Origin of the sequence: Viridibacillus sp. FSL R5-0888, assembly GCF_038009105.1 — a bacterium.
GTDB lineage: Bacteria > Bacillota > Bacilli > Bacillales_A > Planococcaceae > Viridibacillus > Viridibacillus arenosi.
Window position 1 is genome coordinate 3,554,678 of the sequence record NZ_JBBPAU010000001.1, and the last position, 26,945, is coordinate 3,581,622.

Annotated in this window: 27 protein-coding genes and 2 pseudogenes; 16 read left to right on the forward strand and 13 right to left on the reverse strand. The window is 33.5% G+C overall.

Annotation, left to right across the window (positions count from 1 at the left end; translation table 11 throughout):
- Window positions 1-438: 438 nt before the first annotated feature.
- Window positions 439-1,245: a hypothetical protein gene (locus MKY02_RS17760; RefSeq protein ID WP_076065474.1), complete on the forward strand. Its 807-nt coding sequence runs from the start codon at window positions 439-441 to the stop codon at window positions 1,243-1,245.
- On the forward strand, window positions 1,238-1,639 hold the full coding sequence (locus MKY02_RS17765; RefSeq protein WP_076065476.1) for a hypothetical protein: 402 nt from the start codon (window positions 1,238-1,240) through the stop codon (window positions 1,637-1,639). The genes MKY02_RS17760 and MKY02_RS17765 overlap by 8 nt, the downstream gene beginning before the upstream one ends.
- 352 nt (window positions 1,640-1,991) lie before the next feature.
- Here the strand turns inward: MKY02_RS17765 and MKY02_RS17770 are convergent, their stop codons facing one another.
- Window positions 1,992-2,114 carry a hypothetical protein gene (locus MKY02_RS17770; RefSeq protein ID WP_268746464.1) on the reverse strand — a complete coding sequence of 41 codons (123 nt, stop codon included), beginning with the start codon at window positions 2,112-2,114 and terminating at the stop codon, window positions 1,992-1,994.
- A gap of 149 nt (window positions 2,115-2,263) precedes the next feature.
- Here MKY02_RS17770 and MKY02_RS17775 point away from each other — a divergent pair, with 149 nt between their 5' ends.
- From MKY02_RS17775 to MKY02_RS17785, 3 genes are all read left to right on the forward strand, one after another.
- The gene (locus MKY02_RS17775) at window positions 2,264-2,497 is read left to right on the forward strand and encodes a hypothetical protein (protein ID WP_083669611.1); all 234 of its coding nucleotides are present in this window, start codon (window positions 2,264-2,266) and stop codon (window positions 2,495-2,497) included.
- Between the two features lie 93 nt (window positions 2,498-2,590).
- Complete coding sequence (locus MKY02_RS17780) at window positions 2,591-2,932, forward strand: hypothetical protein (RefSeq protein WP_083669613.1); 342 nt, start codon at window positions 2,591-2,593, stop codon at window positions 2,930-2,932.
- Window positions 2,933-3,370: 438 nt separating this feature from the next.
- Window positions 3,371-3,487, forward strand: a complete 117-nt coding sequence (locus tag MKY02_RS17785) for a YjcZ family sporulation protein (RefSeq protein ID WP_076065478.1) — start codon at window positions 3,371-3,373, stop codon at window positions 3,485-3,487.
- Window positions 3,488-3,728: 241 nt separating this feature from the next.
- On the opposite strand, the gene MKY02_RS17790 is transcribed toward MKY02_RS17785, so the two are convergent.
- Together MKY02_RS17790 and MKY02_RS17795 are read right to left on the reverse strand one after the other, a co-directional pair.
- Complete coding sequence (locus MKY02_RS17790) at window positions 3,729-4,175, reverse strand: GNAT family N-acetyltransferase (protein ID WP_076065480.1); 447 nt, start codon at window positions 4,173-4,175, stop codon at window positions 3,729-3,731.
- A gap of 453 nt (window positions 4,176-4,628) precedes the next feature.
- Window positions 4,629-4,856, reverse strand: coding sequence for a GNAT family N-acetyltransferase (locus MKY02_RS17795; RefSeq protein ID WP_340711700.1), 228 nt, complete (start codon window positions 4,854-4,856; stop codon window positions 4,629-4,631).
- Window positions 4,857-5,137: 281 nt separating this feature from the next.
- Between MKY02_RS17795 and MKY02_RS17800 the strand changes: the two genes are divergently transcribed.
- On the forward strand, window positions 5,138-6,565 hold the full coding sequence (locus tag MKY02_RS17800; protein ID WP_076065670.1) for a serine hydrolase domain-containing protein: 1,428 nt from the start codon (window positions 5,138-5,140) through the stop codon (window positions 6,563-6,565).
- A gap of 775 nt (window positions 6,566-7,340) precedes the next feature.
- Here MKY02_RS17800 and MKY02_RS17805 read toward each other — a convergent pair.
- From MKY02_RS17805 to MKY02_RS17820, 4 genes are all read right to left on the reverse strand, one after another.
- Window positions 7,341-7,880: a hypothetical protein gene (locus MKY02_RS17805; protein WP_053418064.1), complete on the reverse strand. Its 540-nt coding sequence runs from the start codon at window positions 7,878-7,880 to the stop codon at window positions 7,341-7,343.
- A gap of 281 nt (window positions 7,881-8,161) precedes the next feature.
- On the reverse strand, window positions 8,162-9,079 hold the full coding sequence (locus MKY02_RS17810; RefSeq protein WP_051448688.1) for a serine hydrolase domain-containing protein: 918 nt from the start codon (window positions 9,077-9,079) through the stop codon (window positions 8,162-8,164).
- Between the two features lie 581 nt (window positions 9,080-9,660).
- Window positions 9,661-10,752: a DUF4179 domain-containing protein gene (locus MKY02_RS17815; RefSeq protein WP_340711577.1), complete on the reverse strand. Its 1,092-nt coding sequence runs from the start codon at window positions 10,750-10,752 to the stop codon at window positions 9,661-9,663.
- Window positions 10,749-11,303: a sigma-70 family RNA polymerase sigma factor gene (locus MKY02_RS17820; RefSeq protein ID WP_076065667.1), complete on the reverse strand. Its 555-nt coding sequence runs from the start codon at window positions 11,301-11,303 to the stop codon at window positions 10,749-10,751. Before MKY02_RS17820 ends, MKY02_RS17815 begins: the two co-directional genes overlap by 4 nt.
- Window positions 11,304-12,439: 1,136 nt before the next feature.
- Between MKY02_RS17820 and MKY02_RS17825 the strand changes: the two genes are divergently transcribed.
- Entirely contained in the window at window positions 12,440-12,886 is a 447-nt protein-coding gene (locus MKY02_RS17825; RefSeq protein ID WP_038183358.1) for a helix-turn-helix domain-containing protein, read from the forward strand.
- Window positions 12,887-13,404: 518 nt separating this feature from the next.
- On the opposite strand, the gene MKY02_RS17830 is transcribed toward MKY02_RS17825, so the two are convergent.
- Window positions 13,405-13,863 carry a hypothetical protein gene (locus MKY02_RS17830; protein ID WP_340711578.1) on the reverse strand — a complete coding sequence of 153 codons (459 nt, stop codon included), beginning with the start codon at window positions 13,861-13,863 and terminating at the stop codon, window positions 13,405-13,407.
- Here MKY02_RS17830 and MKY02_RS17835 point away from each other — a divergent pair.
- The 4 genes and pseudogenes from MKY02_RS17835 to MKY02_RS17850 all read left to right on the forward strand — a co-directional run.
- Window positions 13,830-14,105, forward strand: a pseudogene (locus tag MKY02_RS17835) (EamA family transporter); the annotation flags it as partial. The gene MKY02_RS17830 and the pseudogene MKY02_RS17835 overlap by 34 nt on opposite strands.
- A gap of 25 nt (window positions 14,106-14,130) precedes the next feature.
- Window positions 14,131-14,214 (forward strand): annotated as a pseudogene (locus tag MKY02_RS17840) (YrzO family protein); the annotation flags it as partial.
- A gap of 369 nt (window positions 14,215-14,583) precedes the next feature.
- On the forward strand, window positions 14,584-15,117 hold the full coding sequence (locus tag MKY02_RS17845) for a TetR/AcrR family transcriptional regulator (RefSeq protein ID WP_340711579.1): 534 nt from the start codon (window positions 14,584-14,586) through the stop codon (window positions 15,115-15,117).
- 214 nt (window positions 15,118-15,331) lie between these two features.
- Window positions 15,332-15,754, forward strand: coding sequence for a DUF3995 domain-containing protein (locus MKY02_RS17850; RefSeq protein WP_038179527.1), 423 nt, complete (start codon window positions 15,332-15,334; stop codon window positions 15,752-15,754).
- Between the two features lie 429 nt (window positions 15,755-16,183).
- Here MKY02_RS17850 and MKY02_RS17855 read toward each other — a convergent pair whose 3' ends face one another.
- Both MKY02_RS17855 and cls read right to left on the reverse strand, forming a co-directional pair.
- Entirely contained in the window at window positions 16,184-16,720 is a 537-nt protein-coding gene (locus tag MKY02_RS17855) for a DUF1572 family protein (RefSeq protein ID WP_340711580.1), read from the reverse strand.
- 48 nt (window positions 16,721-16,768) lie between these two features.
- A complete protein-coding gene (gene cls, locus MKY02_RS17860) occupies window positions 16,769-18,286 on the reverse strand; it encodes a cardiolipin synthase (RefSeq protein WP_340711581.1) in 1,518 nt (505 codons plus the stop codon).
- A gap of 893 nt (window positions 18,287-19,179) precedes the next feature.
- On the opposite strand from cls, the gene MKY02_RS17865 reads away from it, so the two are divergent.
- From MKY02_RS17865 to MKY02_RS17880, 4 genes are all read left to right on the forward strand, one after another.
- Window positions 19,180-19,434, forward strand: a complete 255-nt coding sequence (locus MKY02_RS17865) for a hypothetical protein (RefSeq protein ID WP_038179533.1) — start codon at window positions 19,180-19,182, stop codon at window positions 19,432-19,434.
- Window positions 19,435-19,458: 24 nt separating this feature from the next.
- Entirely contained in the window at window positions 19,459-20,229 is a 771-nt protein-coding gene (locus MKY02_RS17870) for a gluconate 2-dehydrogenase subunit 3 family protein (protein ID WP_038179535.1), read from the forward strand.
- Window positions 20,230-20,250: 21 nt separating this feature from the next.
- Window positions 20,251-21,975 carry a GMC family oxidoreductase gene (locus tag MKY02_RS17875; RefSeq protein ID WP_340711582.1) on the forward strand — a complete coding sequence of 575 codons (1,725 nt, stop codon included), beginning with the start codon at window positions 20,251-20,253 and terminating at the stop codon, window positions 21,973-21,975.
- Between the two features lie 453 nt (window positions 21,976-22,428).
- The gene (locus MKY02_RS17880; RefSeq protein WP_162148703.1) at window positions 22,429-23,304 is read left to right on the forward strand and encodes a LysR family transcriptional regulator; all 876 of its coding nucleotides are present in this window, start codon (window positions 22,429-22,431) and stop codon (window positions 23,302-23,304) included.
- 82 nt (window positions 23,305-23,386) lie between these two features.
- Here the strand turns inward: MKY02_RS17880 and MKY02_RS17885 are convergent, their stop codons facing one another.
- Both MKY02_RS17885 and MKY02_RS17890 read right to left on the reverse strand, forming a co-directional pair.
- Window positions 23,387-23,602 (reverse strand): YdeI/OmpD-associated family protein, encoded by a 216-nt coding sequence (locus tag MKY02_RS17885; protein WP_051448555.1) that lies wholly within the window; start codon window positions 23,600-23,602, stop codon window positions 23,387-23,389.
- 103 nt (window positions 23,603-23,705) lie between these two features.
- Window positions 23,706-24,284, reverse strand: coding sequence for a GNAT family N-acetyltransferase (locus MKY02_RS17890; protein WP_340711583.1), 579 nt, complete (start codon window positions 24,282-24,284; stop codon window positions 23,706-23,708).
- A 94-nt stretch (window positions 24,285-24,378) separates the two neighbouring features.
- Here MKY02_RS17890 and pdxR point away from each other — a divergent pair, with 94 nt between their 5' ends.
- Window positions 24,379-25,749 carry a MocR-like pyridoxine biosynthesis transcription factor PdxR gene (gene pdxR / locus MKY02_RS17895; RefSeq protein ID WP_038179541.1) on the forward strand — a complete coding sequence of 457 codons (1,371 nt, stop codon included), beginning with the start codon at window positions 24,379-24,381 and terminating at the stop codon, window positions 25,747-25,749.
- 77 nt (window positions 25,750-25,826) lie between these two features.
- On the opposite strand, the gene MKY02_RS17900 is transcribed toward pdxR, so the two are convergent.
- A complete protein-coding gene (locus MKY02_RS17900) occupies window positions 25,827-26,798 on the reverse strand; it encodes a S66 family peptidase (protein WP_038179543.1) in 972 nt (323 codons plus the stop codon).
- Window positions 26,799-26,945: the final 147 nt, after the last annotated feature.

Sequence of the window (26,945 nt, forward strand, 5' to 3'; positions counted from 1 at the left end):
ATGTCTAAACCCAATCCAAATAGCATTTAACAAAAAATATTAAAATAAGATGACAGATAAAAAAGAGAATATATCAGGGTATTGGCACTATTGAAGCAAGAATAAAAGGGTGAAGATAATTATTAAGAACACTATTAAATATTGAGCAACAAATAGAAGTTAACTATCGTTATATAACATTAAATTAACATATATTATTATAAAAAACCTATTATTTTATCAATAATTCCTTTTATATACTATTTATTTAAGATTTGATAATTCAGATAGTCTAAAAGTTTTAAGTTGTTCACGAAAATCCTGTAGGAATTTATGGTGTAGTTTGAATTTCACAAATAATTTCTACATTACAAGTCATTCTCTATGAACAACTTTTAGTGCGGTAAGCAATAATTCACTATATAATTGAGTAAACTCATATAAAATGGATGTGATGAAATGGAAACAATTCATATTCCTATCGACGCTGAACGTATTATTAGTACTTCTAGTAAGGGCGATCAATCGAAATGGCGTATCGGCAACAAGTGGGTCAAACAAAATGCGCGAGGTTATGAGGGACAAGCAGAGGTATTGGCTTCACTCGTTCTTGAATGCTCAACTCTTGACCGCTCTAAATATGTCGTCTATCAGCCATGTATCATTCAATTAGCTGACGGTGAACAATTTGACGGCTGCTATTCACTCGATTTTCGTGGTACAAAACAAGAAGTGACATTAGAGCGCTTATTTGAAGCAAATTTCAGCTCTACTGATTCGATTACAAGTAACAAAACACTTTCTACCCTAGAAAAGTTCGACCTATTGATGAAACAGGTGGAGCAGTATACAGGGCTCGTTGTAAATCATCAAATCGCACAGTTATTCGCTTTCGATGCACTTATTCTAAATGAAGATCGGCACACGAATAACATTTTATTCTTATATGACCCAAAAGAAAAAACATGGGAGCTGGCACCGATTTTTGATAACGGACTTAGCCTATTATCTGATGAAAAAGACTATCCAACTAGCAAACCATTAACGATTTTAAAGCGAAGAGTAAAGGCAAAGCCACTGAATTCATCCTTCACAAAGCAACTTAGCCTTTACGAAGGACCAGCATTCATTGATAAAGAGAAATTAGTAACTGCAATCGAACAATCTCAGTACGATTTTGGACGTGCTAAGGACGTATTACTTTCACAATTGCGGGATCCAGCATTGAAACACTTATTCATTGAAGGAAGTGAATCCATTGATTGATTACATGACTTTTGACGTAATGTGGATGGATGATATTATTGCCCATGTTGATTTAAAACCAGCAAATGGTGGCACCCCATATGTAATTAACTATATTGATGATTTTAACAAACAATTTTCACCGAATATGAAAGGTCATATTAGCTTAGATGAAATAGATCGTTGGCTAAAATGGCGTACCTTCCCTCCTACTCGGGTCAACGCAAAAGAATTACTGGCTTCACTGGATATGCAATCTTATAATCGCTGGGGCATTGTACGAAAAACACATGGAGTCATGGCAGATGATGAAATTTGGATTCGTTTTAAAGGTGAAACACTCACCCATCGAGATGTCTGCTTACGTAAAGATTTATACTATCCTGAAGAACCGATTCGTTCAGAACTTCAATAAGTATAAACAGATTCAACTAAAGAAATAGGTTATTTAGTAAAACAAAAAGGAGAGGGGTAAATTTACATCCCTCTCCTTTTTATTTAATTAGTAGGCTTATAATAAGCGATAATTGTCAGCAACTATGTAAGGTTGAATACCTTCCCTGCCCTCGTCCAACTTACAGATATTTTTCTTCCATGTAGTACCCCAACCAGCATATGAGTTAGCCCTTCACTACATTTAAATCGGCTTAATAATTCAAAGAAATTATTACTACTTCTAATAAATTATTAGTAGGAATCCCGCTTTTTTAGGACAAGCATTCTAAACACATATAAAACGCCTATTATTATTTCCCCCCTTTAATTCGTTATTTCTTTATAGCTTTTGATTTTTTTTTATTCCCTGGTAAGCCATATTTTTTCCCTTGATCTTTGCAACCTTGCATAATTTTTTTTGACTCTTCTGATGTCATTTTCACTTTATATCCCATCGACCATACCTCCGTTTTTAATTTAGTATGCCCAATTATGAAAGTTATAATCGCTTTCTGCATACTCCCCTACCAAATTTCATACACTTTTAAATCTAGAACAAAATGAATGTGTCCCAGACTAAAGTTCGGAAGAGAGGTTAGGAAAAGTGGAGAGAGAAGCCGAGAGAGTGATAAAAGAGCCAGAAAAAAAGACAGGAAAAAGAGTGAGGTCAGATCGTAAGATTGATATAAAACCTTGTGTAGAATACGAACTATACGAGTGTATTTCAAGGCTATCACATATCACAGGTAGTCCGATGAAGACTGTTGGTGAAACAATTTGTAAGAAAGGATTGTATACGAAAATAGTAATCGATAACTTGGCCATTCATTTCCGATGAGATTATCGATTTAGAAATACAGTATTCATTGGCAACAAAGATTTACTATCCGAGAGAAGAAAAAAGACACCTGGGATAAAGCCAAGGGTATCTATGCGATTCGATCAAAGACTGTACGATGATTTAGCTGAACTTGCTTACTCACTAGATACTACAATTTCAAACGCTGCAGCACTGCTTCTGAAAAGTTCCATACAGAACACAAACATCGTCAATGAGTACATAAGTAAATATGTACAAACCATCTTGGACCCAGAAAGAAAGAAGCAGCTTGAATTGGTATTGGCTTATATACAGAGAGATAATCCATATGAAGCTGACGAAGCTTCACTTTCTAGGTTAATCGGCTATATTATGGATGAGTTTATGGAGAAATCAAGAAACGTGAAAAAAGCAGTAGAGACCTGGCTTGATCAATTTATTGAGAAGGATTAAGCAGTTTTCCCTCTTCAATTTCGTGCCCTTTTAGAATTAATGTATATAAAAAGCTGTTATTTTGAATAAAGATTGTTCAAAATGACAGCTTTTTTGGATATCACTGCGTCACTCAATGGTAATCACGAGAAATATGTAAGTAAAGATATATCAATAAGAGCCTACCTTAACGATTAAAAAATGAACGGGTTTAACAGCATACAATTTCCAAAAGACATTAGTTTCAGATACGCACGAGCATGGAGCTGATTTAAAGACAATAGCAAAGCTAACAAGGCATAAGTCGATAAAGACATTTAATGACCACTACCTGAAAGTCTCGAATCGTACCGTAGATAAATTTTCACCTTAATTCAAAAATAATGATTGATTAGATGAATATCACCTGTCCTTTCTATAACAACACATATTATATGTTTAGAAAGGAGGAATTTTATTATGGGATATCAAAATTATGATAATAACAACTACGGTAACCGTAACAATTCATCATTCGCTTTGATCGTTGTCCTATTCATTCTTTTAATTATTGTCGGCGCTAGCTTCCTGTATTAATCTACAGCCTTTTTTGTAGCTACCCCATAATAATAATTGTATAAGGTTAAGGTAATTTAGCCTTATTCATCCCTTTTCTCTCATCGAGGGTCACTTGCCAACGAGTGACCCTTTTAATCATTTAATCGTTTCTTTCCTCATTTACAGCACATTTACTGTTGATAAACTTCTACCTAATAAAGCGCTGTCTGAACAGCTCCAAGATCTTCTACTAAAGCACCCCATTACTTCAATAAGAAAATTAAAATCTCTTTTCAAAAAAGGTTAAGGATAGTTGTTCATTTACAATGACCTCTTTAATATTTCGAAATCCATTCTTTTTATAAAAACTAACTGCTGGAATATTTTTAGAGCCTGTTGCTACTTTTATTGTTTCAATCTGGAACTTAGTTTCAATGAAATTTAAAAGCAACTGTGCAATTCCTTTTCTAAAATGGTTTGGATGTACGATTAACCTATGTATATCAACATCATCGTCTACTTTTATAGATATTACTCCGCATAATTCTTCATTTTCATAATAACCAAAGAAAGTTTCTCCGCAATGTTGCAAAGTATAAACTGTATCCTTTAATGGTGGTATTTCATATGAACCGATTATTTCTGCCTCTACCTTATATGATGGTATTTGAATGTTTAAAACATCTTCAGCGTTTTTACTATTACTAATGTCAATTATTTTAATCAATGGATCCACCTCATTCTGCTATTTTCTTCTTCCACTAAACTGCCCCGTTAGTTCAATAAGAAAAAGGCTCTACTCCTTATTGAAATAAAGCACCCGTTAGTTTAAGTGAAATCCTTCACAAATTTTAATTGTTATATTATTTCCAACAATAAATCACTTCTAATAAATAAATTAACGCTCACCTGAAGTTTTTAACTAGAACTATTCCAACTATTAGAAGCCCCCACTTTAGAAGGGTATTATCTGTAATAAATATTAGGAGAACTACAGTAATGATGGGACAGTTATTTCAATAAGACATTGTTATGATATTGAAAATACGTTTACGCTTTTCCCTCCTAATATTATTTTCTTCTCCATTACCATTCCTATATTTTTAGCTACTTTTTGCGAAACGATATTCTCAGGCTGAATTAAAGCGATAAATCTATGTTTATTTAGATGTTCTTTTCCTTATTTCCAAAGTGCAATCGGTGCTTCTGTTGCATACCCTTGTCCCCAATAATCTCGAGCGATCCAATACCCTATTTCTATTTCCTCTTCATTTTCAATTACTTGTGGAACAAGACCAGCGTGCCCAATAAGAACATTGTCTTCTTTTCGAACTAACAGCAATAATCCCAAATTATCACCAAATTTGTATGTACTATATATCCAGCTGTATAATGATAATAAAGTTATTGAATTTTGATTATTAAAAGCTAAGAGCCTTACTACATTCTACGTAGCAAGGCTCTTTAAAGTTGTTTCAAATTACATCCATCTGTTTATATAATACTTAAAAAATGAATAATAAAGTTGTTTACTTCTTATTGAACTAACGCATGTTCGTTTAAGTGTAACTCTTCACAAATACTTGATATTATATAGGTGAATAGAAAGATAAATTAAAATTTAGTTTAGTAGTTGTAAAAGTAGGTTATTTATATTATTCTCTTATAATTTTTCAAAAAGGAGAATTTATGAAAAAGATTATTGTTTTTGTATTAACGATATTTATATTATTCTCAGGATTCGCAACAAAAAGTTATGCGTTGTCAGATTCGAAATCTGCGGCAATACAAGCGTTGCTAGATGATGCCTGTCGTATATCAGGTGTGCCGGGAATGTCAATCTCAATACTTGCTGATGATGAAGTATTCTACTTTTCTTCAGGGTATGCAGACCGTGAAAAGGGTTTGTCTGCAAGTGAAAATACACTCTATGAGTTAGCCTCGGTCAGTAAAGCTTTTACCGGAATAGGTATTATGCTGTTGGAAGAGCAAGGGCTGCTCTCAATGACTGACCCTGTCCAAAAATATTTACCTTGGTTTACGTTAAAGTATCAAGGGAAACCTGTTGATATGCAAAGCCTTACACTAAATAACTTTCTTCACCATACCAGTGGTCTAACAAATATTAGGCATACTCAAAATATTCCACAAGGCCATACACCGGATATGTTGCAAAAGACTGTGGAAATGCTCGTAGATGCTGAATTAGCGTTCCCTCCCGGTAAACAGTATAACTATGGAACCGTTAATTATGACGTATTGGGTTTGGTTATTGAGATTGTGTCGCGACAAAGCTATGAAGACTTTATGAGGGAACAGGTATTTCAGCCGTTAGGTCTTCACCAGACGTATGTTTATAAAGAAGATGCTCAAGCCACTGGACAGTTGGCACAGGGCTACCGTTCTTCCTTTTTTATGACAACTCCATTTAAAGCTCCGGATTATGCTGGAAATAAACCCGCAGGCTACATCATTTCTAATACAAAAGATATGGCGCGTTGGATGGGCATACAGATGGGTATCGTGCAGGACATACCCAAAATATTTCACACGGTTATCGAAAAATCACATAGTGGTGATATGTCTGTTTCGGCTGTCAACGATATGTATTATGCGGCAGGCTGGTCGGTAAACGCCGAACAAACGATTATAGAACACACTGGGGGCAATCCAAATTTCAGAACCGAAGTAGCCATACTGCTAAATGAACGAACAGCCGTCTGCTTGCTGAGCAACGGCGCAAATACCAATATAAACCTGGTACTAAAAGTTAAAGATATATTAGACGGCAATCTAACTCAGTCATATGAAATAAGCGGCACACAGCTTTTGGATATCATTTTGTCGTCTATCACTATTATTCTTTGCCTATTGGCCGTTCTGCTATTTCTCTTAGGATTACGCAGAAGGAAAACGAATGAGCGGCAGCCAATGACAAAAAAGAGAATAATCGTAACAGTTATTTTCCTGATCGCTACGATTGCCCTGGGTATACTGTGCTGTGCTTTCGATTGGTCAACGATACTTATTTGGCAAACATATAGTGTTCTTACAGCTTTGATTTCGTCAGCATTATTAACAGCAAGCATTACATGGTTTGTATACACTCACCGATAAAATACCTCGCTCCCAAGATAAACATAATGTTAAGTAATTAAATTTCAATTTATCGGTATGCTAATTTGAAAAACATAAGACACTTCGGTGTCTTTTTTAATATCATCGACAATTTTCCCAGTCAAACCTAATTACATTTTCCTTCTTCAACTAACCTGCCCCGTTAGTTCAATAAGAAAAAGGCTCTACGTCTTATTGAAGTAAAGCCCACGTTAGTTTAATAATCCGATAACACTCTAACTTGGTGACCCTGTAGTAAAAAACCACATAGCTAATAAAATCAACCAAATTACTGCTATACCTATAATTAAACGTTTCATATTAAATCCCCCTAACATATCCTTCTTCTACTAAACTGCCCCGTTAGTTTAATAAAAACTAGAAAACAGGATGTAGTGATGTGCTACTTCCTATTTTCTTTGGTAACTTGCAATGAATTAGCTATCCAAAAAAGTATTGTAATGATTGCAATAATAAATATGTTAGGATCTATCCCTGAAATTATAGTATATAAAGTCAAAAACCCAAGAAACATAGCCATACTACTAATATTTGTACTTCTAAAAAGTTTAGAAAAATTTTTCAATAACAACACTCCACACTAGTGATTTACTTGATGTTAACTATAACTTTTTATTCAACTAACCTGCCGCGTTAGTTGGATAAAAAAGAGCTGTCTGAACAACTCAAAGATCTTTACTAAAGCACCCGTTAGTTGAATTAGAACAGCGACGCTTTTTAAACAATCGCGCCCGATTGCGGTATTATAATATTGTTATCCCTTTGCCCTTTTCGGCCAAATAAAATTGCTTATGGCAATCAAAAAATCGATACCTAACACAAGTGTCCATATTTTTAAAAATCCAGCCAACACTTCTGTTCGAGCTGAATCGTTAATTAAATAGATTAAGGTGAATAAAACCCCGGCACCTATTAGAAAAGCAAGCACATGTTGTCCCCAGCTTTTAAAATAGTGTTTCGCATAATCGATGCCAAATCTCTTAAATGGTTTCGCTCCTTGTTTCATCACATAATATTGAAAACGTATATCAGCCCATTCAATCATACTCCTACCGAATGCGATTGAGATTCCAATATATACAGCAGAAATTGCATGCACTTGGGTAGCAGTCGCACCACGATACAAGTCAATACCCGTGGCAACTAATAAAATTAAATCAATAACAGGTGTTAAAGCTAGGAAAAATAATCCTAATTTATTTCTTTTTAGAATATATCGTGTGAATAGACCTAAAGCGATAATAACCCAAAACCCTATTTCACAAGCAACGATCAGCCACGCAATTACATTCACCTCAAAACCCCCTTGTATAACGCACACAATTATCTGTTTACCTATAACAATTCAACAATACTCTTCAACTAACCTGCCCCGTTAGCTCAGTAAAAAAAGAAATGTCTGAACAGCTCAACGATCTTCTACTATAGCACCCATTAGTTGAAGAAGAAAAAAGAGACGCATATTCAACAATCGCGCCCGATTGTTGAATATCAAGATAGTGATTTCTCCTTTTTACAAGATACTTTTATGATCTCGGAAGAGGAGAAAAACCCCTTTTCATTTGTTTAAATGTCTCATTCATCCTTCCAACTACGTAAAAGTTCTTCGAAAAAGAGTTTCGGCGCAGAGGACTGGTCATCTTGTAGATAACTTTTTGCCACAGCCATAATATTTAACTTCGGAACAATAAATATATATTGTCCGTATAAGCCATTCGCATAGTAATATTCAATTTTGGTGTTACTATTAGTAATTTCACAAGTCCATAGCTGATAACCATATCCAGCTGTTCTGTCTTCTTCTGCTTCAAATTGTTTATATGGTTTTTTTGCCTCGTGGATCCAGTTAGATGAAACCACTTGATTTGATTTACATTGCCCTTCGTTTAGTAATAAAAATCCAAACTTCACCATGTCCTCTAAATTTAATGAAATACTAAAGCCACCCTCGTGAATTCCTTGCGGGTCCTTTACCCATATGTATTTTTTTATCCCTAATGGATGGAATAGAAATTCTTCAGCAAATGAGGCGGTAGAACCTCCAGAAACTTTTTGGATGATCGCGCTTAGTAAATGAGAGTTTCCACTATTATATTCAAAGGTTGAACCTGGTCTATCTATAACTGGTTGTTCTAGTATGAATTTAACCCAGTTTTTTGAACTTTGGAATTTTCCTACTTGTAACCCCGAAGTCATAGTCAGCAAATGAAATAATGTGATTTCCTCCTTCATTGGGTCATTGAACTCTAATATTTCCGGAAAGTAGTTATAAATAGGTTCATGAATGTTTTTTATTAGCCCTTTATCGACCATAATTCCAATTAATATAGACACAATACTCTTTGTAATGGAATAAACCTTTGTCGGATTTTCTACGACTTTTTTATTCTTTAAATATTCAAAGATCCGTGTATTTCCTTTATAAATGACAAAACCTTCAATTTTAATCTTCTTCACTTTCTTCTCTAACTCATTAAAAGATATTTCACTCATACATATAATCCCTCCTCCACTAAATTGCGTCATTAGTTTATGTACATCAGTTTATAATTTAACCTAAATTTTAACATAAATTCATTAATTTTATCAAAGGTGTTATTCAATTAAATAGCCCGATTGTTGAACACAAGTTAAATAACGCTCTTCAACTAAACTGCCCCGTTAGTTTAAGTACATTTTTTCACAATCTTTATCGTGATTTACTTACATATCTAATTTTGCCAAGGTCAACACCTGAAATTGTGATTGTAGTTTTGTTAATAACACGTTCAGTGTCATTACAAAAAAACAAAAAGCGTCTAAACCCTTGATATACATGGGTTTAGGCGCATTATCTTCAATTGAAAATATCAAGTTAATATTCTGCTTCGTGACCAACTTGGTCATAATGATATTAAAACGACTTCTCTATATACAAATATGGCCAATACAGACAGTCAAAAAATATTAACTAATATGGATCAACGTCGTAAAAACGTTGACTTTTAATTATATAATGAAAATTAAAAAACCATCTTGATAAATATATTAAAAGGCAGAAATCCCACTCGATTTCTGCCTTAATTTTTATGGTATTACTTTATAGGTACTATGATGGGTTCAATTTTATATGGTTCTTTAATGAGTTCTAGTGAACCTTCACTGTCCTTCATTTTGTAAATACCTACTACAGGAGTAATCATTATCGAAGTTGCTTTTTCATCAAAACGATTTGTAGTAATGCGTGCATGACTTACACTTAGGTCATTGAAATCTGTACTATGTCCTGTACCTCTATACTGAACAATATTATACTCATTTCCTAAATTATCGGATACCTTGTACTCAATTAATACGCCACGCCACGCTTCTTCCTCTTTAGCTATAAATGCCATATCTACTAATTCTGAAATTTTAAGTGTTGTAGATATAGGTGTTTCTGTTAATTCTCTAACGATTACTTCTGTACCTTCAGCTTCCGTTTTTATACTACCTTTTTCAAATACTTTAGTTTCACTTGCAAGCTTTTCTAAAGTGAATTCAAATGACCAGTCTCCTGTTATTTCATTATTTACATTATTTAAATCAACAATTTTATTGCCTTGGAAAGTAATTTGTACTTTCTCTGGCTTTGGTCCTTTAATGAGTTCGTAAATATATAATACAGCATACTCTTTGTCATTTATTTTTTTGACAATATAATGATTATCGAATCCACTATGTTCATATCTATTTTCAAATTCATCAGCAGTTATTTCACCCTCTAAGATAGGCCTTTCCCCTAATCTTTTTTCACTCTTTATTGTGTAAGCTATCGTAATATTTTCTCCGTCGTAAACAGCATCTGTTACAGTTACTTCAACATCATTACTTTCTTGAGTCGTTCCAATACTAGTAGAATATTCATCATGCTTTTCGAAAACATACTTCTCGTCATCAACGAATAACCCGAATATATTCCCGACAACCGGTATGTTTGCAGCAAAAGTAGGGAATGCGTAGCCGATTGAAATACTTGACGTAACTAAAAATGCAGCTGCAGCCACAAAATTTCTTGTTAAATGCTTTTTCTTTTTTACTTTCATAACATTTCTTTTAATTCTCTCTTTTTCAAGAGTACTCACTTCCATCGGATCCATATTCATGTCAATTTTTAAGTGATTAAATTGTTTATATAACTTTTTCATGTCACACTTCCCCCCAAACGAATCTGTTGTAACCGTTTTTTTCCACGATACAATCGGTTATCAATAGCAGCCTTTGTCAAACCGTGATGCTCAGCAATTTCCTCATTTTTCATATTTAAAAAGTATTTCATCGTAAAAATATTACGGTCTAATTGGTCTAATTGGCTCATCATTTTTAATAATTCTTCTGTAGAGGTCTTTATCAAAAATTCTTCTTCAGCTGATTTTACCGCCTCACTTTTTTCATCTATTTCATAAAAAAATGGCGCTTTAGATAACTTCCTTTGCTTACTAATTGCTTTAAATTTTGCTATTGTGCAAATCCATTTTCTAAAATCCTCTTTATCTCCCTCAAATTGCTTAGCATTTTCGAAAGCTCCTAAAAATGTATCACTTATACATTCTTCTATCATTTGAGGATCATTGTAAGATTTTAAAGCATTATATATAACTGCCTTTACGATACCGACATACTCGTCGATTACATATTGAAGTGCTTCTTCTCGCTTTTTCTTAAGATACTTTATAAAGTTTTCATTAGTTATCATCATACAAACACCCTTTCTTAAACCATAAGAGCCCCTACACTTAAAACATCGCTCAAAATTAAATTAATTCTCATAATTATTAATAACCTTATGAAATATTTTCTAAAAAAAAATAGTACGCCATATCAAACATACTAGATTCTATTTATTAATAAGTTTCTTTTCATTAATTCAATATTATTACAAAAGTGGTAGGTATAAACAAAAACAGACCAAATCTTAATTGATTTAGCCTGTTATAGTTTATCGTTTATTCTTTAAGGTCTTCACATAAAAATTCCATAATAAAAAGCAGGGAATCCTTTCGAGATTTCACCACTTTTTTATGTTATTTCAAAATTTGAATTTCTAAAGAAAACCTCTCAGCATTTTATATTGTACGTTCCTACGTTAAGTCGCCGCCGCTGAGGAAGCAGCTGTATGGTCAGCCTTCACACAATCAATTGCGACCGCGCGCAATAATTTCACCACATTATGTCAAAAAACCTTCTAACAAAAGAAATTTGAATACATTGCTAGTCTATTCACCATATAAAAAACTCTCTTGCTTGTAACATGGAAATACAGCCTATTCTAGACAGCTTTATCTTAAATAGGCTTATTGTTTTTTTACAGAGAAATCGCACTTACTTATGATACGGTTCACCGAAACTAATATTAAACTGTATTACTTCTTTTTCTTCGTCCATCTATTTCTATTGTTAAATGATATAACAAACACCTTATTGAACTAACCTGCCCCGTTAGTTCAATAAGAAAAAAAGAGCTGCATATGCAACTCAATGTTCTTCAAGTAAAGCACCCGTTAGCTTAAGTACATTATTTCACAAACTCTAGATTTACTTTCAGTTACTAGAGGAATACTGCTCTTAGCGAAATAACAAAAAGAACTCTTATAATTAAGAAAACCCCAAAAAGACATTGACTAAACTGCCACTTTTTTAGCAACATAAAAAGGCTTTTCTTTATTTAGGTAGCCCACTAAACCCCCTTTTTGTAATAATTAACAAGTGAATGAAGGACTATAAACAAAAATAAACGCTGTTTCCAAGGGGAAACTAATAGTTTACACACTTGCAACGATGCGGTTCTTTAGTTTTTTAGTGCAAATAAATATACTGAGAATAGGAGTTGATCATATGTATTTTTCTTCAAAAATAAAAGAAGAACGTCAAAAGCATAATATGTCACAACAACAGCTTGGAGAAAAACTTAATATTAGTAGACAAGCTATTTCCAAATGGGAACGTGGAGAAGGTTACCCTAGTATTGAATTGTTAATTAAGATAAGTGACATATTTGATATTACTCTTGATGAATTAGTAAAGGAGGATAATTCTTTGAAAGAGAAACTCATAAAAGATAGCCAAAAATTAGTCTATCCAAGGTGGAAATTGTTTTTTGATATTCTTCTAATGATTGGATTTTTAATCATACTAGCTAAGATTATTATTGTAATAGGGAATAAGTTATTTGATTTAAATATTGTGTTCTTACAGGATTCTCTGTTATTTCAAATTGGACCGTTTTTTATGACTATCATTGGAGCGATTGGCAGCGAATCTCTAGCCAAAAAATACAAATAATCATTTTGGATTTAGATATAAAAACTAATTTTATAGGAAAGTCCCCTCAAACTATCTGAAGGGACTTTTTTCAGTATATATCTTATTCAACAAAACTGCCCCGTTAGTTTAAGTACATTTCTTCACAATCTTTATAGTGATTGATAATGATGTCCAATATTTCCGCAAGTTCTTAATATTATTCCAAGCGATTGTATTCCTTGAGGTGCAATAAATGCTTTCAGACTATACAAAAAAAATTCAATTAAAACTTCATAAAAAAAAAGAGCCTAATTTTCTTAGAGTAGAAAATTAGGCTCTTTTTATGTCGAAATTTACTTAGCGTATATTTTCGTTAAAATGTGTGTGGCACCCCATGCCCATCAACCTAAGGTTTTGTTGTCCCACACAACGATTAAAATACACTTGGTTACCATAAAAAACATCACGTTCTCATTCTGAAAGCATTATAGAAGTTTAACCTAATGACTATATAGCAGGTACTGATTATTAAAGAAAAAATGCAATCGGATAAATCATTATAGTTCATCTTCTTCAACTTTTTTACTGTTATACTTACTATATCCATATATACATAAGCCGAAAAATACTCCGCCCATACTATTTACAGTAAGATCTCTCATGGTAATTGCTTCTCCAGAAGGTAAATATGTTAATAAAGTAAATAAAACAAAGAAAATAAATCCTGAAAATATCGAATTACGACCTAACATTTTATTATTTGATGTATAACGTATATATATTTTTTTGATCCGCATCATCATAACGATATAAAATGATGTTGTTAATAAAATAATTAAGGCTAGAATGCCAAGTGATGTAATTTCTTTGTTTAAAATCAAATCATATAACATAGCTCCAAAACAGATGAAAAGAGCTATCACCCCAGCGTTTGCCATTATTTCGAAGGCTGTGTTTTGTTCTCGTTCATCAACAGAAGTACCTCTACCAAATGGTATTACCAGGTTTCGTGGCATTGCTTAGTTGGAACTATGGCGTGAAAATTTCATCATCCGTAAATGGAATTTTATTTATTAACTTCGTCCCAATCACTACATTAGTCATTATGATGATCCAAGGATATAAAATAACAATCTTTGATGTTGCAGGAACACTGCTAGTTATTATAGCTCTCATACGAAATAACGTATGTCAACGTAAGGAAGAAAACGAGCATCAGAAGAATTTACTAAAGGAACAGATGAGTAAGGCTGTTTGATTTCAATATGATTGGAGGTTTATATATGTTTGGAAGTTTATTGTTCTTCTTTACTGCAGCAATTGGATGCGAGCTTGCAGCAATTAATCGAAATGGTCGCAAGAAGATATAACAACAAGCTGAAATGATACAACTGTTAAGAGAGTTACTTAAACAATAATTAAAATTAGAATAAAAAAGAATTATAAAAAAATTGGAGCTTCGAAATATAATCCTCTTCTTTTTGAAGTTTGATACCCCAATCTCCTGAATAATCATCTAATTATTTTATGGCATATTAAATTATAGAAATAAAAAACTTTCAAATTATTAATTTTAGTATGTGCTTGTATTTTACCAACGGTGATGAGGATTAATATTACGATTAACAACAACATTAAAGTTCATAAAAATAAACAGAATGAATAATTGACAAAAAATGATAATAGTAGTAATCTAACTCAAAACATACGCTACCGTATTTTACTGGAGAGATGATATGCAATTAACGAGGGAAGATTGGATAAAAGCAGGATTACAACAATTATCTGATGAAGGGATACATAAAGTTCGCATTGAAGCACTTGCTCGATTGCTAAAAATAAGCAAAGGAAGCTTCTATCACTATTTTCGTGACCATCAAGAGCTTTTAGATTCTATGCTCGACTTTTGGGAAGTACATGCAACAAAGCTGATTGTTCAAAGTATGGAGCAACAGGATGCCTCTTTAGAACAGCTATTACAGATTAGTTTTAGTCGAGATAAAAAAATTGAGAATGGTATTTATACTTGGGCTAAATATGACCCTGTTGTGGCAGCACGTTTAGTAGATATGGAAGAACAGAGAATTTCTTGTGTTGCAAAATTGTATCAAAAAAAGGGCATAAACGAAACTGAATCAATTGATCGGGCGAGACTTGCCTATTTAACGTATGTAGGATGGATGACAAGGTTTGAAGCAAATCCTAATTTTGATATTGATAAAATGGTTGAGCTTTTAACTTCTTTCAGCGCGTGTCCAAACATTCGCTAAAAGAAGTTAAAGCCTCCGGCGGATGTCACGGAATCGGAAAGGAGTTATTTGTGCAAGCATAAAGCCGATTCCGGACGCAATTATGCCGAGGCATAATTGATTATTCGATAATAAATGTCCCTAATATGGTTATAAAACCTGAAGGGACAAAATTTTCACCACAACATACGGTAGTGCATGTTTTATTTGAAGTTAAGACATTGGGGGCGAATTAATGAAATCACTATTAATATTAGTAGCTGTAGGGCTTCTGTGGTTTATCAGTTTTTTGCATATTTATTGGGCTTTTGGAGGTCGATGGGGTTCTGCCGCTGTTCTCCCAGTAAAAGAGGGAGAACATAACCCTGCTTTTACTCCGAGAATATGGGGAACATTATTCGTAGCCATTCTTATTCTACTGGCTAGTGTCATTATTGTTGTTCAAGGAGGTTATTTGCAGGGGTTCCAAGCAAATAGTTTATCTAAAATCGGAAGTATTGTCTGTGCTTTAGTTTTTATTATTAGGGCAATTGGTGATTTTAAGTTTGTTGGATTTTTTAAAAAAATTAAACATTCTCAGTTTGCTAGATACGACACTTGGTTCTATAGTCCATTATGTTTATTCTTTGGCTTTGTCCATATCTTGTTGTTGTTTTAATAAGTATAATGAATTCCCTATAAAACATATTTTATACAGGAAGAAAACACCTCAAAATGGTGACTTTAAATTCTATATATGCTTTTTTTTATATGCACATCTAACCACAACTTTAAAACATTCATTTAATGATACTTCTATATTTGAAGTTATTTCAGGTTGATATATTTGCAAATTCCCCGATTATTTCTCTATGTTCATCTTTAACAGGTTTATCAGAGAAATAAGTAACAGAGACATAGTTTGCACGCTGATTTTCCCCTTAAAATATTACTAAATACAAAGCTAAATAAAGTCCACACTTATTCGCTATACTATGTCAATAAATAACCTCAATTTAGAATACAAAAAAGGAGCCACATGTATATCAGCTCCATTAATATTATATATTCTACATTTTTCATGATGCTAATTTAGCATTTCACCCCATCAGTTTTTATGCTGCTCAAACATTGTTTTATTAAACTGATTGGACTTCCCTCTTGGTATACTTAATGATTGCCATTCGGAAGTTTTTAAAAGCTTTCCAATATACACAATTTGCCCAACATGATAGGAATAATGCGAAACTTGGCGCTCAATCGCTGCCATCACAAGGTGATTTTCCCCACGTATCTTAACCTTTTTTAGTAAATCTTGCTCTGTTAAATCATCAAGTGTGTTAAATACAATTTGCCAGCCATGTTCCCAAATCCGGATTAACTCTTTCCTAGGTAAGTACGAATCATCAAATTCTAAATCCCTATTTCTATTTGACTTTTCTCCATCTGTACTTAGAAAATCACTCCAACGGGAAACCATATTTCCTCCTACATGTTTTATAATAACTGTAATACTATTAGATTCCTCATGATTGGACCAATACAGTTGTTCATCATCCAGTTGATGGAAAGTTTGATCCCCCAGCTTTTTTATTTCCATAAACCTTTTCTTTACTATGTTTAAATAATTCACACCTATATCCATTTCATTTCCCCCCTTAAGCGAATTCTAACATATAGTAATAAATTCCAACTACAAAATTGGCGAAAATAAACTACTTATAGATTCTTTTAATTTTTTCTTAAAACTCTTATTTTTCATATCTGCCATTGTCAACTCTCTGCTAGCTTGGAAATCTATTTTGAAATCATGCAATAAGTGATGAATTGCAGCACTAGCTTCATATAGAAAGACCATAAGCTCATGATTAAGTCGGAAGCTACGAATGTCAAAGTTGGCAGTTCCAATAGCTGCATTCATACCATCTACAGTAATAATTTTGCAATGTAAAAACGATTCTTCATCATAGACAAATACACGTACTCCAGCTTCAAGTAAAGTTTTAATATTGGCATTACTACCATGATAAGAAATTCCCATATCACCCTTTCCAGGAAGAATAATTCGTACATCTATGCCACTCATTGCTGCTCTCCTTACCACTGCCAAAGCTTCAGCGTCTGGTATAAAATAAGGGGTTGCAATCCATACATTTTCATGGGCTGATTCGATTAAATTAAGCATGGAATCACGAATGATATTTTCTTTATCATATGGCCCACCATATATCACCTGAGCCCAATCATCTCCTTTTTTTATAGGGGAAAAGTATTTTTGTATCCCATTTTCATTTGTAAAAGGAGTAGCAGCACCTTTTTCGTTTTTCATAAATATCCAATCATTTAGAAATGATTCTTGTAATTCACTAACTGATAATCCTTCAATACGAAGATGCGTATCGCGCCAAATTTTAAAGGTATTCGTATTAGATAAATATTCATCACCTACATTCAAACCTCCTGTGAATCCGATATGACTATCCACAACTATTACCTTCCTGTGATTTCGAAAATTAGCCTTATGCAAGAACCACAGGGATAATATCGGTTCAAATGCTATGACCTCGGCTCCGGCATCGGACAATGGTTTAAGGAAATTCGAATTCAAACACTTTGCACCTATTGCATCATACATAAAGCGTACTTCTACACCTGCCTTTGCCTTTTGGACTAATAAATCTCGTATTTCAGTTCCAATATCATCTTTTTTATAAATATAGAATTGCATATGGATATGACATTTAGCATTTTTTATAGCCTCCATAATAGCTGAAAAAGTTGCAGCACCATTAGTTAAGATATCAATCGTATTCCCTTTTAATGGTTTAATATTTGATAAATTTGCAATACGTTTTGATAAACGGGGACGTTCGGTAGAATGATATTTTTTTTGTATTGCATGTGTTACTTTAATTAACTTAGTTGTTTCTTTTATTTGTGAAACAGTAAATTTTCGTGTTATTGGATCTCTTCCTAAGCATAAATAATACCCTGTTCCAATGACTGGGAGACCCAAAATAATTATAATCCATACGACTTTCGATGAAGTATTACGTATATCAAAGAAAATTAATTTAAAAACTATTGCAAGTCCAAATATCTCAATAAGTATGCCTACTACATAAGTAATTTTCATATTCCACATAGAAAATATATATCCGATGCCTATTATGACTGCCGAAATGGCTACAAATTGGATAACCTTCTGCATAGTATCCCTCCACTTTTCTGCCCCTATTACAAAATAACTCTACACTTACAACTTATGTGAATTCCGTTAAAAATAGCTCCTATTTTTTCGAGAATCAGAAGCTTTCAAAATAATTTCTCTACTTACATTTTTAGTGAATTCCAATATAATCTAACCTAACAAAATTCACAAATACAGGTAATACTTGAATCAGAATTTAAGTGTATATTATAGAATTTGCGATATTTTTTTATTATTTCAACTGTTTATTTAATGTATATTTATTTGTTCTTAAAATTTAACAGTAAAATATCACCATTCATTATCAAGCTATCATTTCCATATTTTTTGTTTCAATTCTTGAAATTACTCCTACTCACTTCCTTAAATAATAATTTCATAATTTCATATCTCTCTAGTCTTTTTCTCCCTTCAAGTGAGAAGAATGACTTTTTTCATCTTTTTTACACATTTATTGTCGAATTGAACTTTTACCTACATTAGACAAAAATCCCCTTTTTATATTTTTGTATTTTTATTCAATATAACTAATTTAAAACCATAAAATTTGATATCTATTAATTATTCCAAAAGTTAAGCAAAGAACGGAAAAATGAATATAAACTTTATCTTTCTATAATTTGTCCTATAAAAAAATTAGTTACACAAAAATTCACTAATATAAGATAAATATTTTAATTACAAAATCAGCTACTTTAAATCATTTATTTCTACAAAAACATACGTTTCTATATACATTGATTATAGGAAAATACAAACTTTCTGTAACAAAGAAATTTTAAAAGCTTTACTATGTTCAAAGAATTAATGTAGAATTACAGCTTGTGACCGAACGGACATTATTTAGACACAAAATAATATACGGTTTTTATGCACAGAAGGGAGGAGAAGGTATGTCGGAATATGGACAAGAGGAACTTTCTGCGCTTGTACAAAATGTAGCTGCAATCGTATTCATGTCAGCTTTTGTCATGGGAGCATATAAATATTTTACTATCGTGCCATGGCTAACAATTATTGGAGTAGCAGTAGGTCTAGGCATTATTATTATGAGTTGGGCAGGAAAGAAGAACGCATTTTTTGTTGGATCACTAATTTTGATGTCAATCGTGTTAGTCATCTACCACAATTTTTCATCAATCTTTTAGAAAAATAGATTTGGAGGTCTTATTATGGCAGCAAAAGATAACAAACAATCACATGTTGAGTCGAATTCAAGACGGGATTTCATAAAAAATTCCGGGTTAACACTTGGTGGCTTAGTACTTGGTGGAGCTTTCGGCGGTTTATTGAACGTCAACAGCAAATCAAAAGCGGATTCAGCCGACAATAAATCAAACAAACCACAACTTACTGCAAACCCAAACGTTGCATTAATGTTTTTTACACAAGAAGAATACAACTTAACACAAGCAGCTGCAGATCGTATTTACCCTGCTGACGACAATGGTCCAGGGGCTAAAGATTTAAACGCAGCTATATACATCGACCATCAATTAGCAGGATCATACGGCATTAACGCCAAGGATTATCGTTTCGGACCTTACTATGAAGGACGTGAAACTGCTGGTACACAAACAAAAATGCTTCGTAAAGATATCTTCTTAACAGGATTGAAAGCATTAGATACTTATAGTCAAAAACACTTCAAAGATAAATTCACTGCATTAGATACGGAAAAACAAGATAAAGTTTTAACAGCATTCAGCGAAGGAAAAGTGAAACTTTATGGCAATGTCCCATCTACTGAATTCTTCGGATTACTTCGTTCGTTAACAATCGAAGGTGTCTATGCAGACCCAATGTATGGCGGTAACAAAGACATGTTAGGTTGGAAAATGAGAAAATATCCAGGCTCTCGCATGAATTATAACCAAGAAATTATGAGTGAAAAATTCGTCACACTTGAACCACAAGGCTTAAATAGCCATATGAATCACTGATAACAGAAAGGATTGAATTACATGGCAAAAAAATTATCAAAAGTACCAGTAGTCGTAGTAGGTATGGGCTGGGCAGGCGGCATTATCTCTGCTGAACTAACAAAAGCAGGTATCAATGTTGTTGGACTTGAACGTGGTAAAGAGCGTTCTACTGCAGATTACTTTATGGGTCACGATGAACTTCGTTATCAACACCGCACTGAACTGATGCAAGATTTAGCAAAAGAGACAATTACACACCGTAATTCCCCTGATCAACGTGCACTTCCAATGCGTCGCTACGGTACATTCATCATCGGTGATGGTGTTGGTGGCGCCGGCAGTCACTGGAACGGACAAACTTACCGCTTCTTGCCTTATGACTTTGAAATAAAAACAATGACAGAGAAAAAATATGGCAAAGGCAAAATCAAATCTGATATGCCAATTCAAGACTGGGGTATCACATATGATGAACTAGAGCCTTACTACGATACATTCGAGAAAATGGCTGGTACCTCTGGAGAAACAGTAGAACTTTACGGTAAACGTAAAAATGATTACCCTACTGGCCCTATGAAAAAAACACCGACACTTGAAGTATTTGAAGCCGCTACTAAGAACTTAGGCTACAAGCCATACATGGTATCTTCAGGAAACTTATCTGAATCCTATACAAATCCAGATGGTATAGCTCGCGGTGCTTGTCAATATTGCGCTTATTGCGAAAACTTTGGTTGTGAATACGGCGCTAAGGCTGATCCTGTCGTAACTGTTCTCCCAGTAGCACAGAAAACAGGTAAACTTGATTTACGTACACATGCAAATGTATTAAAAGTTACAAAAAACGGCACTAAAGCAACTGGTGTAATTTACGTTGATACTATGACAGGCATCGAATATGAACAACCAGCAGATGTTGTCGTAGTAGCAAGTTATGTATTTAATAATGCAAAACTTTTATTAACATCTGGTTTGGGTGAAGCCTACAATCCTAAAACTGGTAAAGGTACAGTTGGTAAAAACTATTGCTACCAAGTAAGTTCAGGTTGGTCTACAGCTTTGTTTGATAATCAAGAATTCAATACTTATGCTGGTGCTGGTGCGCTTGGTATGGAAATTCCTGAGTATACTGGCGATCACTTTGACCATAAAAACCTTGACTTTATTCACGGTGCTGGTATTCGCATGTTCCAATATGGTAATCGACCGATTGCAAACAATGTTGTTCCTGAAGGTACACCAAACTGGGGTCCAGAATTCAAAAAAGCGTCAATCAAATATGCGAATAGTTGGTTGAAAGTTGCTTCTCAAGGCGCTTCAATGCCTCATATTAATAACTATTTAGATCTTGATCCAACATACAAAGATGAATATGGCATGCCTATACTTCGTATGACTTATGACTATACTGATCAAGATAAAGCCCTAGTAAAATATATGGCAAAAGTGACTAATAAAATTGCGAAAGAAATGGGTGCTGACCACATCATCACTGCTGGAGAGCAAGGACCGTTTAACGTAAACAAAGATACAAATACACATAACACTGGTGGGGTTATTATGGGTGCTGATCGTGAAACTTCAGTGCTTAATAGCTATCTACAAATGTGGGATGTTGACAATGTATTCGTTGTTGGAGCTTCAGCTTTCCCTCACAACAGTTGCTTCAACCCAACTGGAACTCTAGGAGCATTGTCATACCGTGCTGCGGAAGGTATCGAAAAATATCTAAAGGATGGCGGATCTTTAGTTAAAGTAAAATAATAAATATAAAAGCAGGAGTTGATTAAGATATCAATTCCTGCTTTTTTTATTCATTTTAAGTTCTTAATAACTAAATGGTTATGAATATATGTCAATATTTCTATTTTTAATTTTGGAATAAGAGAATTATACTAAAATCACCTTAAAAACTTCGGTATAGAACAATTATTCGCGAAAATTGTTCTAATCATGAACTACAAAGAAACAATTACACAATGAATAACAGGAAAAAATTATTACTTTAGCAAGTTAGATAAATCACACATGGAAAAATACATTTATTATTTAGGCCAATACTATTTTATTCCTGTGTAATTGATTTACAAAAACAAAAAAATTAAAACTCAAAATTATATATAGCTTTAAAGTATGCTAAACAAACAAATTTGCACATAATTGATTATACTAACTGTATTACAAAATAAGGTGGTGCTTTTCATAGACATATTGCAATTGCGCTATTTTCAAGTAACTGCTAAGCATGAGCATTTGACTCGAGCAGCTGCCGAATTGAATATTTCACAGCCAGCCTTAAGCAAAATGATTGCAAAATTAGAAGAAAACATCGGTTATGAGTTATTTGATCGAATTGGTAGAAATATAAAATTAAATAAATTTGGGGACAGTTATTTAAGAACTGTTGAAAATATATTCCTTATGCTACAAGAAGGCGAATTAGAATTAGATCAGCTTGCTGGGAAACAAAGCAATATACTTTCTATTTCTGTCACAATACCAACTATTCTTCCTGAACTTTTAGGTGAATTTATTGAATTACAACCAGAAGCTCGTTTCCGCCAACGACAAGTAATGCCATCACAAATCAAAAGACAAATTGAAACTGGTGAAATCGATCTTTGCATATCAACACAACCTGTTTTTGGTAATGATATAGAATGGATGCCACTTATTGAAGAAGAAATTCAGCTTGCAGTTCCTCTATCTCATCCTCTTGCTAAATATAATGAGATTCAATTAAAAGAGTTAGTAAACGAACCCTTTATCGTCATGCCGAAAGGATATCAATTCCGTGAAATGACAGAACTATATTGTATGAAAGCTGGTTTCTACCCAAAGATTGCCTTTGAGGGTGAAGAAACAGGCGTTACTTATCAATTGGTTGAGCATGGCTTGGGCATTGCTTTTTATCCAAATTCCCTATCCGCAAAACGCATTCGACATTTAAACATAGCGAAACTAAAAATCGTAGAACCATCTTGTACAAGAACAGTTGGACTAGTATGGAACAAAAAAAGAATTCAGTCCCCTATGCTAGAACACTTCATTCAATTTACTGCACAATATTTAAAAAAGCATTATGAACAATAAAACCCCTTCCACACTTAGCAGGGGTTTTTTCTATGGTTTCAAGGTATTGAAATTAAAATAAATAAAAATAACGACCGATTTATTATTTCTTATTAGCTCGATATAAATTCATGGTTTTGAATCCTTTTCCAAGAATCTCTACCATTTCTGACAAGCGTTTTTCCTGTGTTTCTTCACGTTTCGCACTAAAGATAAATCGAGCCCAATCTCGCTGATACCCTGGTGTTAGTGCATTATAATAATCAAGTATTTCTTTTTGATTACTCAAATACTGTTGGATGTCTGGAATACGATTCACATAATCACCGACACGTTGACTTAGGTTATTACTGTTTATACATTATTTGTATTATTAAATCACGTGTATCAACATATATTTGTAATCGACTTAATCTAATTCCTCATTGTATTAGCAATCCTTCTAAACGAAGTTTCACATCTGACCATTCTGAATCTATAATGCTATATACTACCGTATTACGGATTGTACCATTTGACCGGATCATATGATTGCGTAAAATTCCTTCCTTTTTTGCTCCCAATCTTTCAATTGCTGCCTGTGAGCGTTTATTCTCGTGATCCGTTTTTATTTGTACTCGATTGACACTTAATTGCTCAAACGCATACTTCAACAATAAATACTTACATTCTGTATTAATAGGCGTTCGCCATTTTGTTGGGGTGATCCATGTAAAGCCAATTTCTAATCGCTTTTGTTGATAATCAATGTCCAAAAATCTCGTAGATCCAATTATTTGATTTGTCTTTTTTTCTATAATAACGAATGGATTTTGGGTGCAATTGATTTTTTCATGTAAAGCTTGTTGTATATATTGTTTCATATCCTCAATCGATCTTATTTTCGCCGATGTATATGCCCAAACCTCTTGAAACTGCCCCGCCAAATAAAGCCCCTCTAGATGACTATCCTTTAAGGGTACTAACAATACATGTTTACCTATTAACTGAATATCTTCCATTATACTTCACTCCTTTGCTATTATTAAAACAGATTTTGATTTAATGAATAGCACCAAAAAGAAAGGTTTTAACCATACCAGATGAGGTGAAGCTATGACATTGACTATTTATTTTGACCAATCTACAACACCTTTATATATACAGATTTATGAACAAATAAAGGAATTAATCCAGTCGCAGCAGTTAATCGAAGGTTCAAAACTCCCTTCAAAACGCCAACTTGCAAATCAATTACAAGTAAGCATTCATACCGTACAAATTGCTTATGAACAGTTAACTTCTGAAGGTTTTATTTCAAGTCGTGAACGTTCTGGTTATTTCATAGCGCCCTTTCTTGAAGAGTGGCGAATGAAAATAATCCCCACACCAAAAGAAACTTTTAATAATGATGTTATTGAACCTATAGACATCGACTTTAATTCTGGCCAAATTGCACATGATCACTTTCCCTTTAAAACTTGGAAGAAAATAACAACAAATCTTATGCGCGCTGATCTGACTTATCATAGTCCTTGGCAAGGAGAAATGTCTCTTCGCGAGCAAATATGTCAATACGTTTATTTATCCCGAGGTGTATCCTGTACAGTAGATCAAATATACATATGTAATGGTATACAAGCCCAGCTCTCCTTACTTTGTCATTATTTTGGCCCAACAGCATCGGTTGGATTTGAAGAACCTGGATTTTCTCGTGCTTACACCATTTTCAATCAGTATAGAATGAAAATTGTTTCAATTCCTGTAGATACAGAAGGAATGTCCATTCCAAAAGAACCTCTTAGACTGTTATACACGACGCCTGCACATCAATTTCCGCTCGGTATTATTATGCCAATTCAAAGAAGATACGCACTTCTTCAATGGGCATTACAAACAGATGCGTATATTATTGAAGATGACTATGACAGTGAATTTCGTTACAGTGGAAAGCCAATCCCTTCACTTCACAGTTTAGATTACCAAGATCGTGTCATCTATTTTGGCACTTTCTCAAAGTCATTACTTCCTTCATTACGAATAAGTTATATGATTTTACCTAACAAACTGGTAAAGGAATTTAACGACTTTTATACTGAACAAAAATCCACTGTATCGCGCATAGACCAACTAGCTATTGCTGAATTTATGAAGCAAGGTCATTGGGATAAGCATCTGGGGAAAATGCGTACTCTATATCGAAAAAGGCGTGACATCCTCGTTACACAATTAAAGCTGAAACTCGGTGAAAATGTTCAAATTATAGGTGAGAATGCAGGCCTTCATTTAATTATTCACTTAAAGCTAAACATTTCTGAAGCCTCTGCTATTCAAAGAGGTATGGAATGTGGCGTGAAGATTTATTCTGTATCGAATTATTATCATACTTCACCAAAGGATAACCTCCTTTTAATAGGTTATGGTGGATTAAACGAAGAACAAATCACTGATGGCATTAATCGTTTATTAAATGCATGGATTGATTAATATGAATTTAAAAAGGCTACTAAAATCAGTAGCCTTTTTACACCTCAATACATAGACATAATATATGTAATTTTTTATTAGTGTTCAATAATTTTTATCGACTTTTTGTCTGTATCTATCTCTATAAGTCCTCCAATAGGAAAAGTAAACATAGGCTGAATATGACCAAAGCTTGCATTATACATCACAGGAATGTTCTTCAAAATAGGATGTTTATCAAAAATAAAATGCAAATGCTCTTCAGTCACTTGAGATTTATTCTGGAATTTACCAATCACTAGTCCCTTTAAGTTGACTAATTTCCCCTGCTGTAGCAAGGACGTAAAATCACGTGCAAATGTTAGTGGATCTGTCAATTCATCATCTTCAATAAACAAAATGACATCCTTTAAATCTGGCATAAATTCCGTTCCTTGTAGTAAATTGAGAGTACATAGATTACCACCATATAACGTACCATTAGTTAATCCACCATTATAAATTTTCAAACCCTCATTTGGAATTAAGTTGCGATTATCTTGGTCTCTAAACCACGCATCGTCACTCCAAATAACCGACTGCTCAATCTCATAGGCTTCGTCTTGCATGAAGCATTTTTTGAAATAAGTCGTTTGATAATCCTGTGCCTTCCGCATTCCAAAACTTGAAAAGTGAGGTCCAGAATATGTGACTAAACCTGTTTTAGCTGTTATTGCCCATGCTAGCGCTGTAATATCGCTATAGCCACATAAGATTTTCGGATTGGTCTTTATAAGTTCATAGTTGATATAGGGCAAGATCTCATTTGCATTAAATCCACCAATAACTGTCAAGACTCCTTTTACATTTGGGTCTATGAAAGCTGCATGTAAATCCTCCACTCTCGCATGAATTGAAGAAGAGTAATGTAGATCGCAATCATATACATGCTCACCAAAAGTCACTTTTAATCCCATTTTCTCTAACTGCTCAATTGCTTCTTGAATACCATCCTTAGATAAAATTTGCATACTGCGACTAGGTGCAATAATACGTATTTCATCACCTTTTTTTAACTTTGGCGCAATCATTCTAAAGCCAACTCCTTTTCATTAAATTTAAAAGTACAATATTCTGAAACGTTCGTAACTTAAAGTAAAAATCAATCTTATAAATAATAGTTGTAATGATAAAGATTATTCTGACTAATATCAAGTATTGATTTCTTTAACTACCCT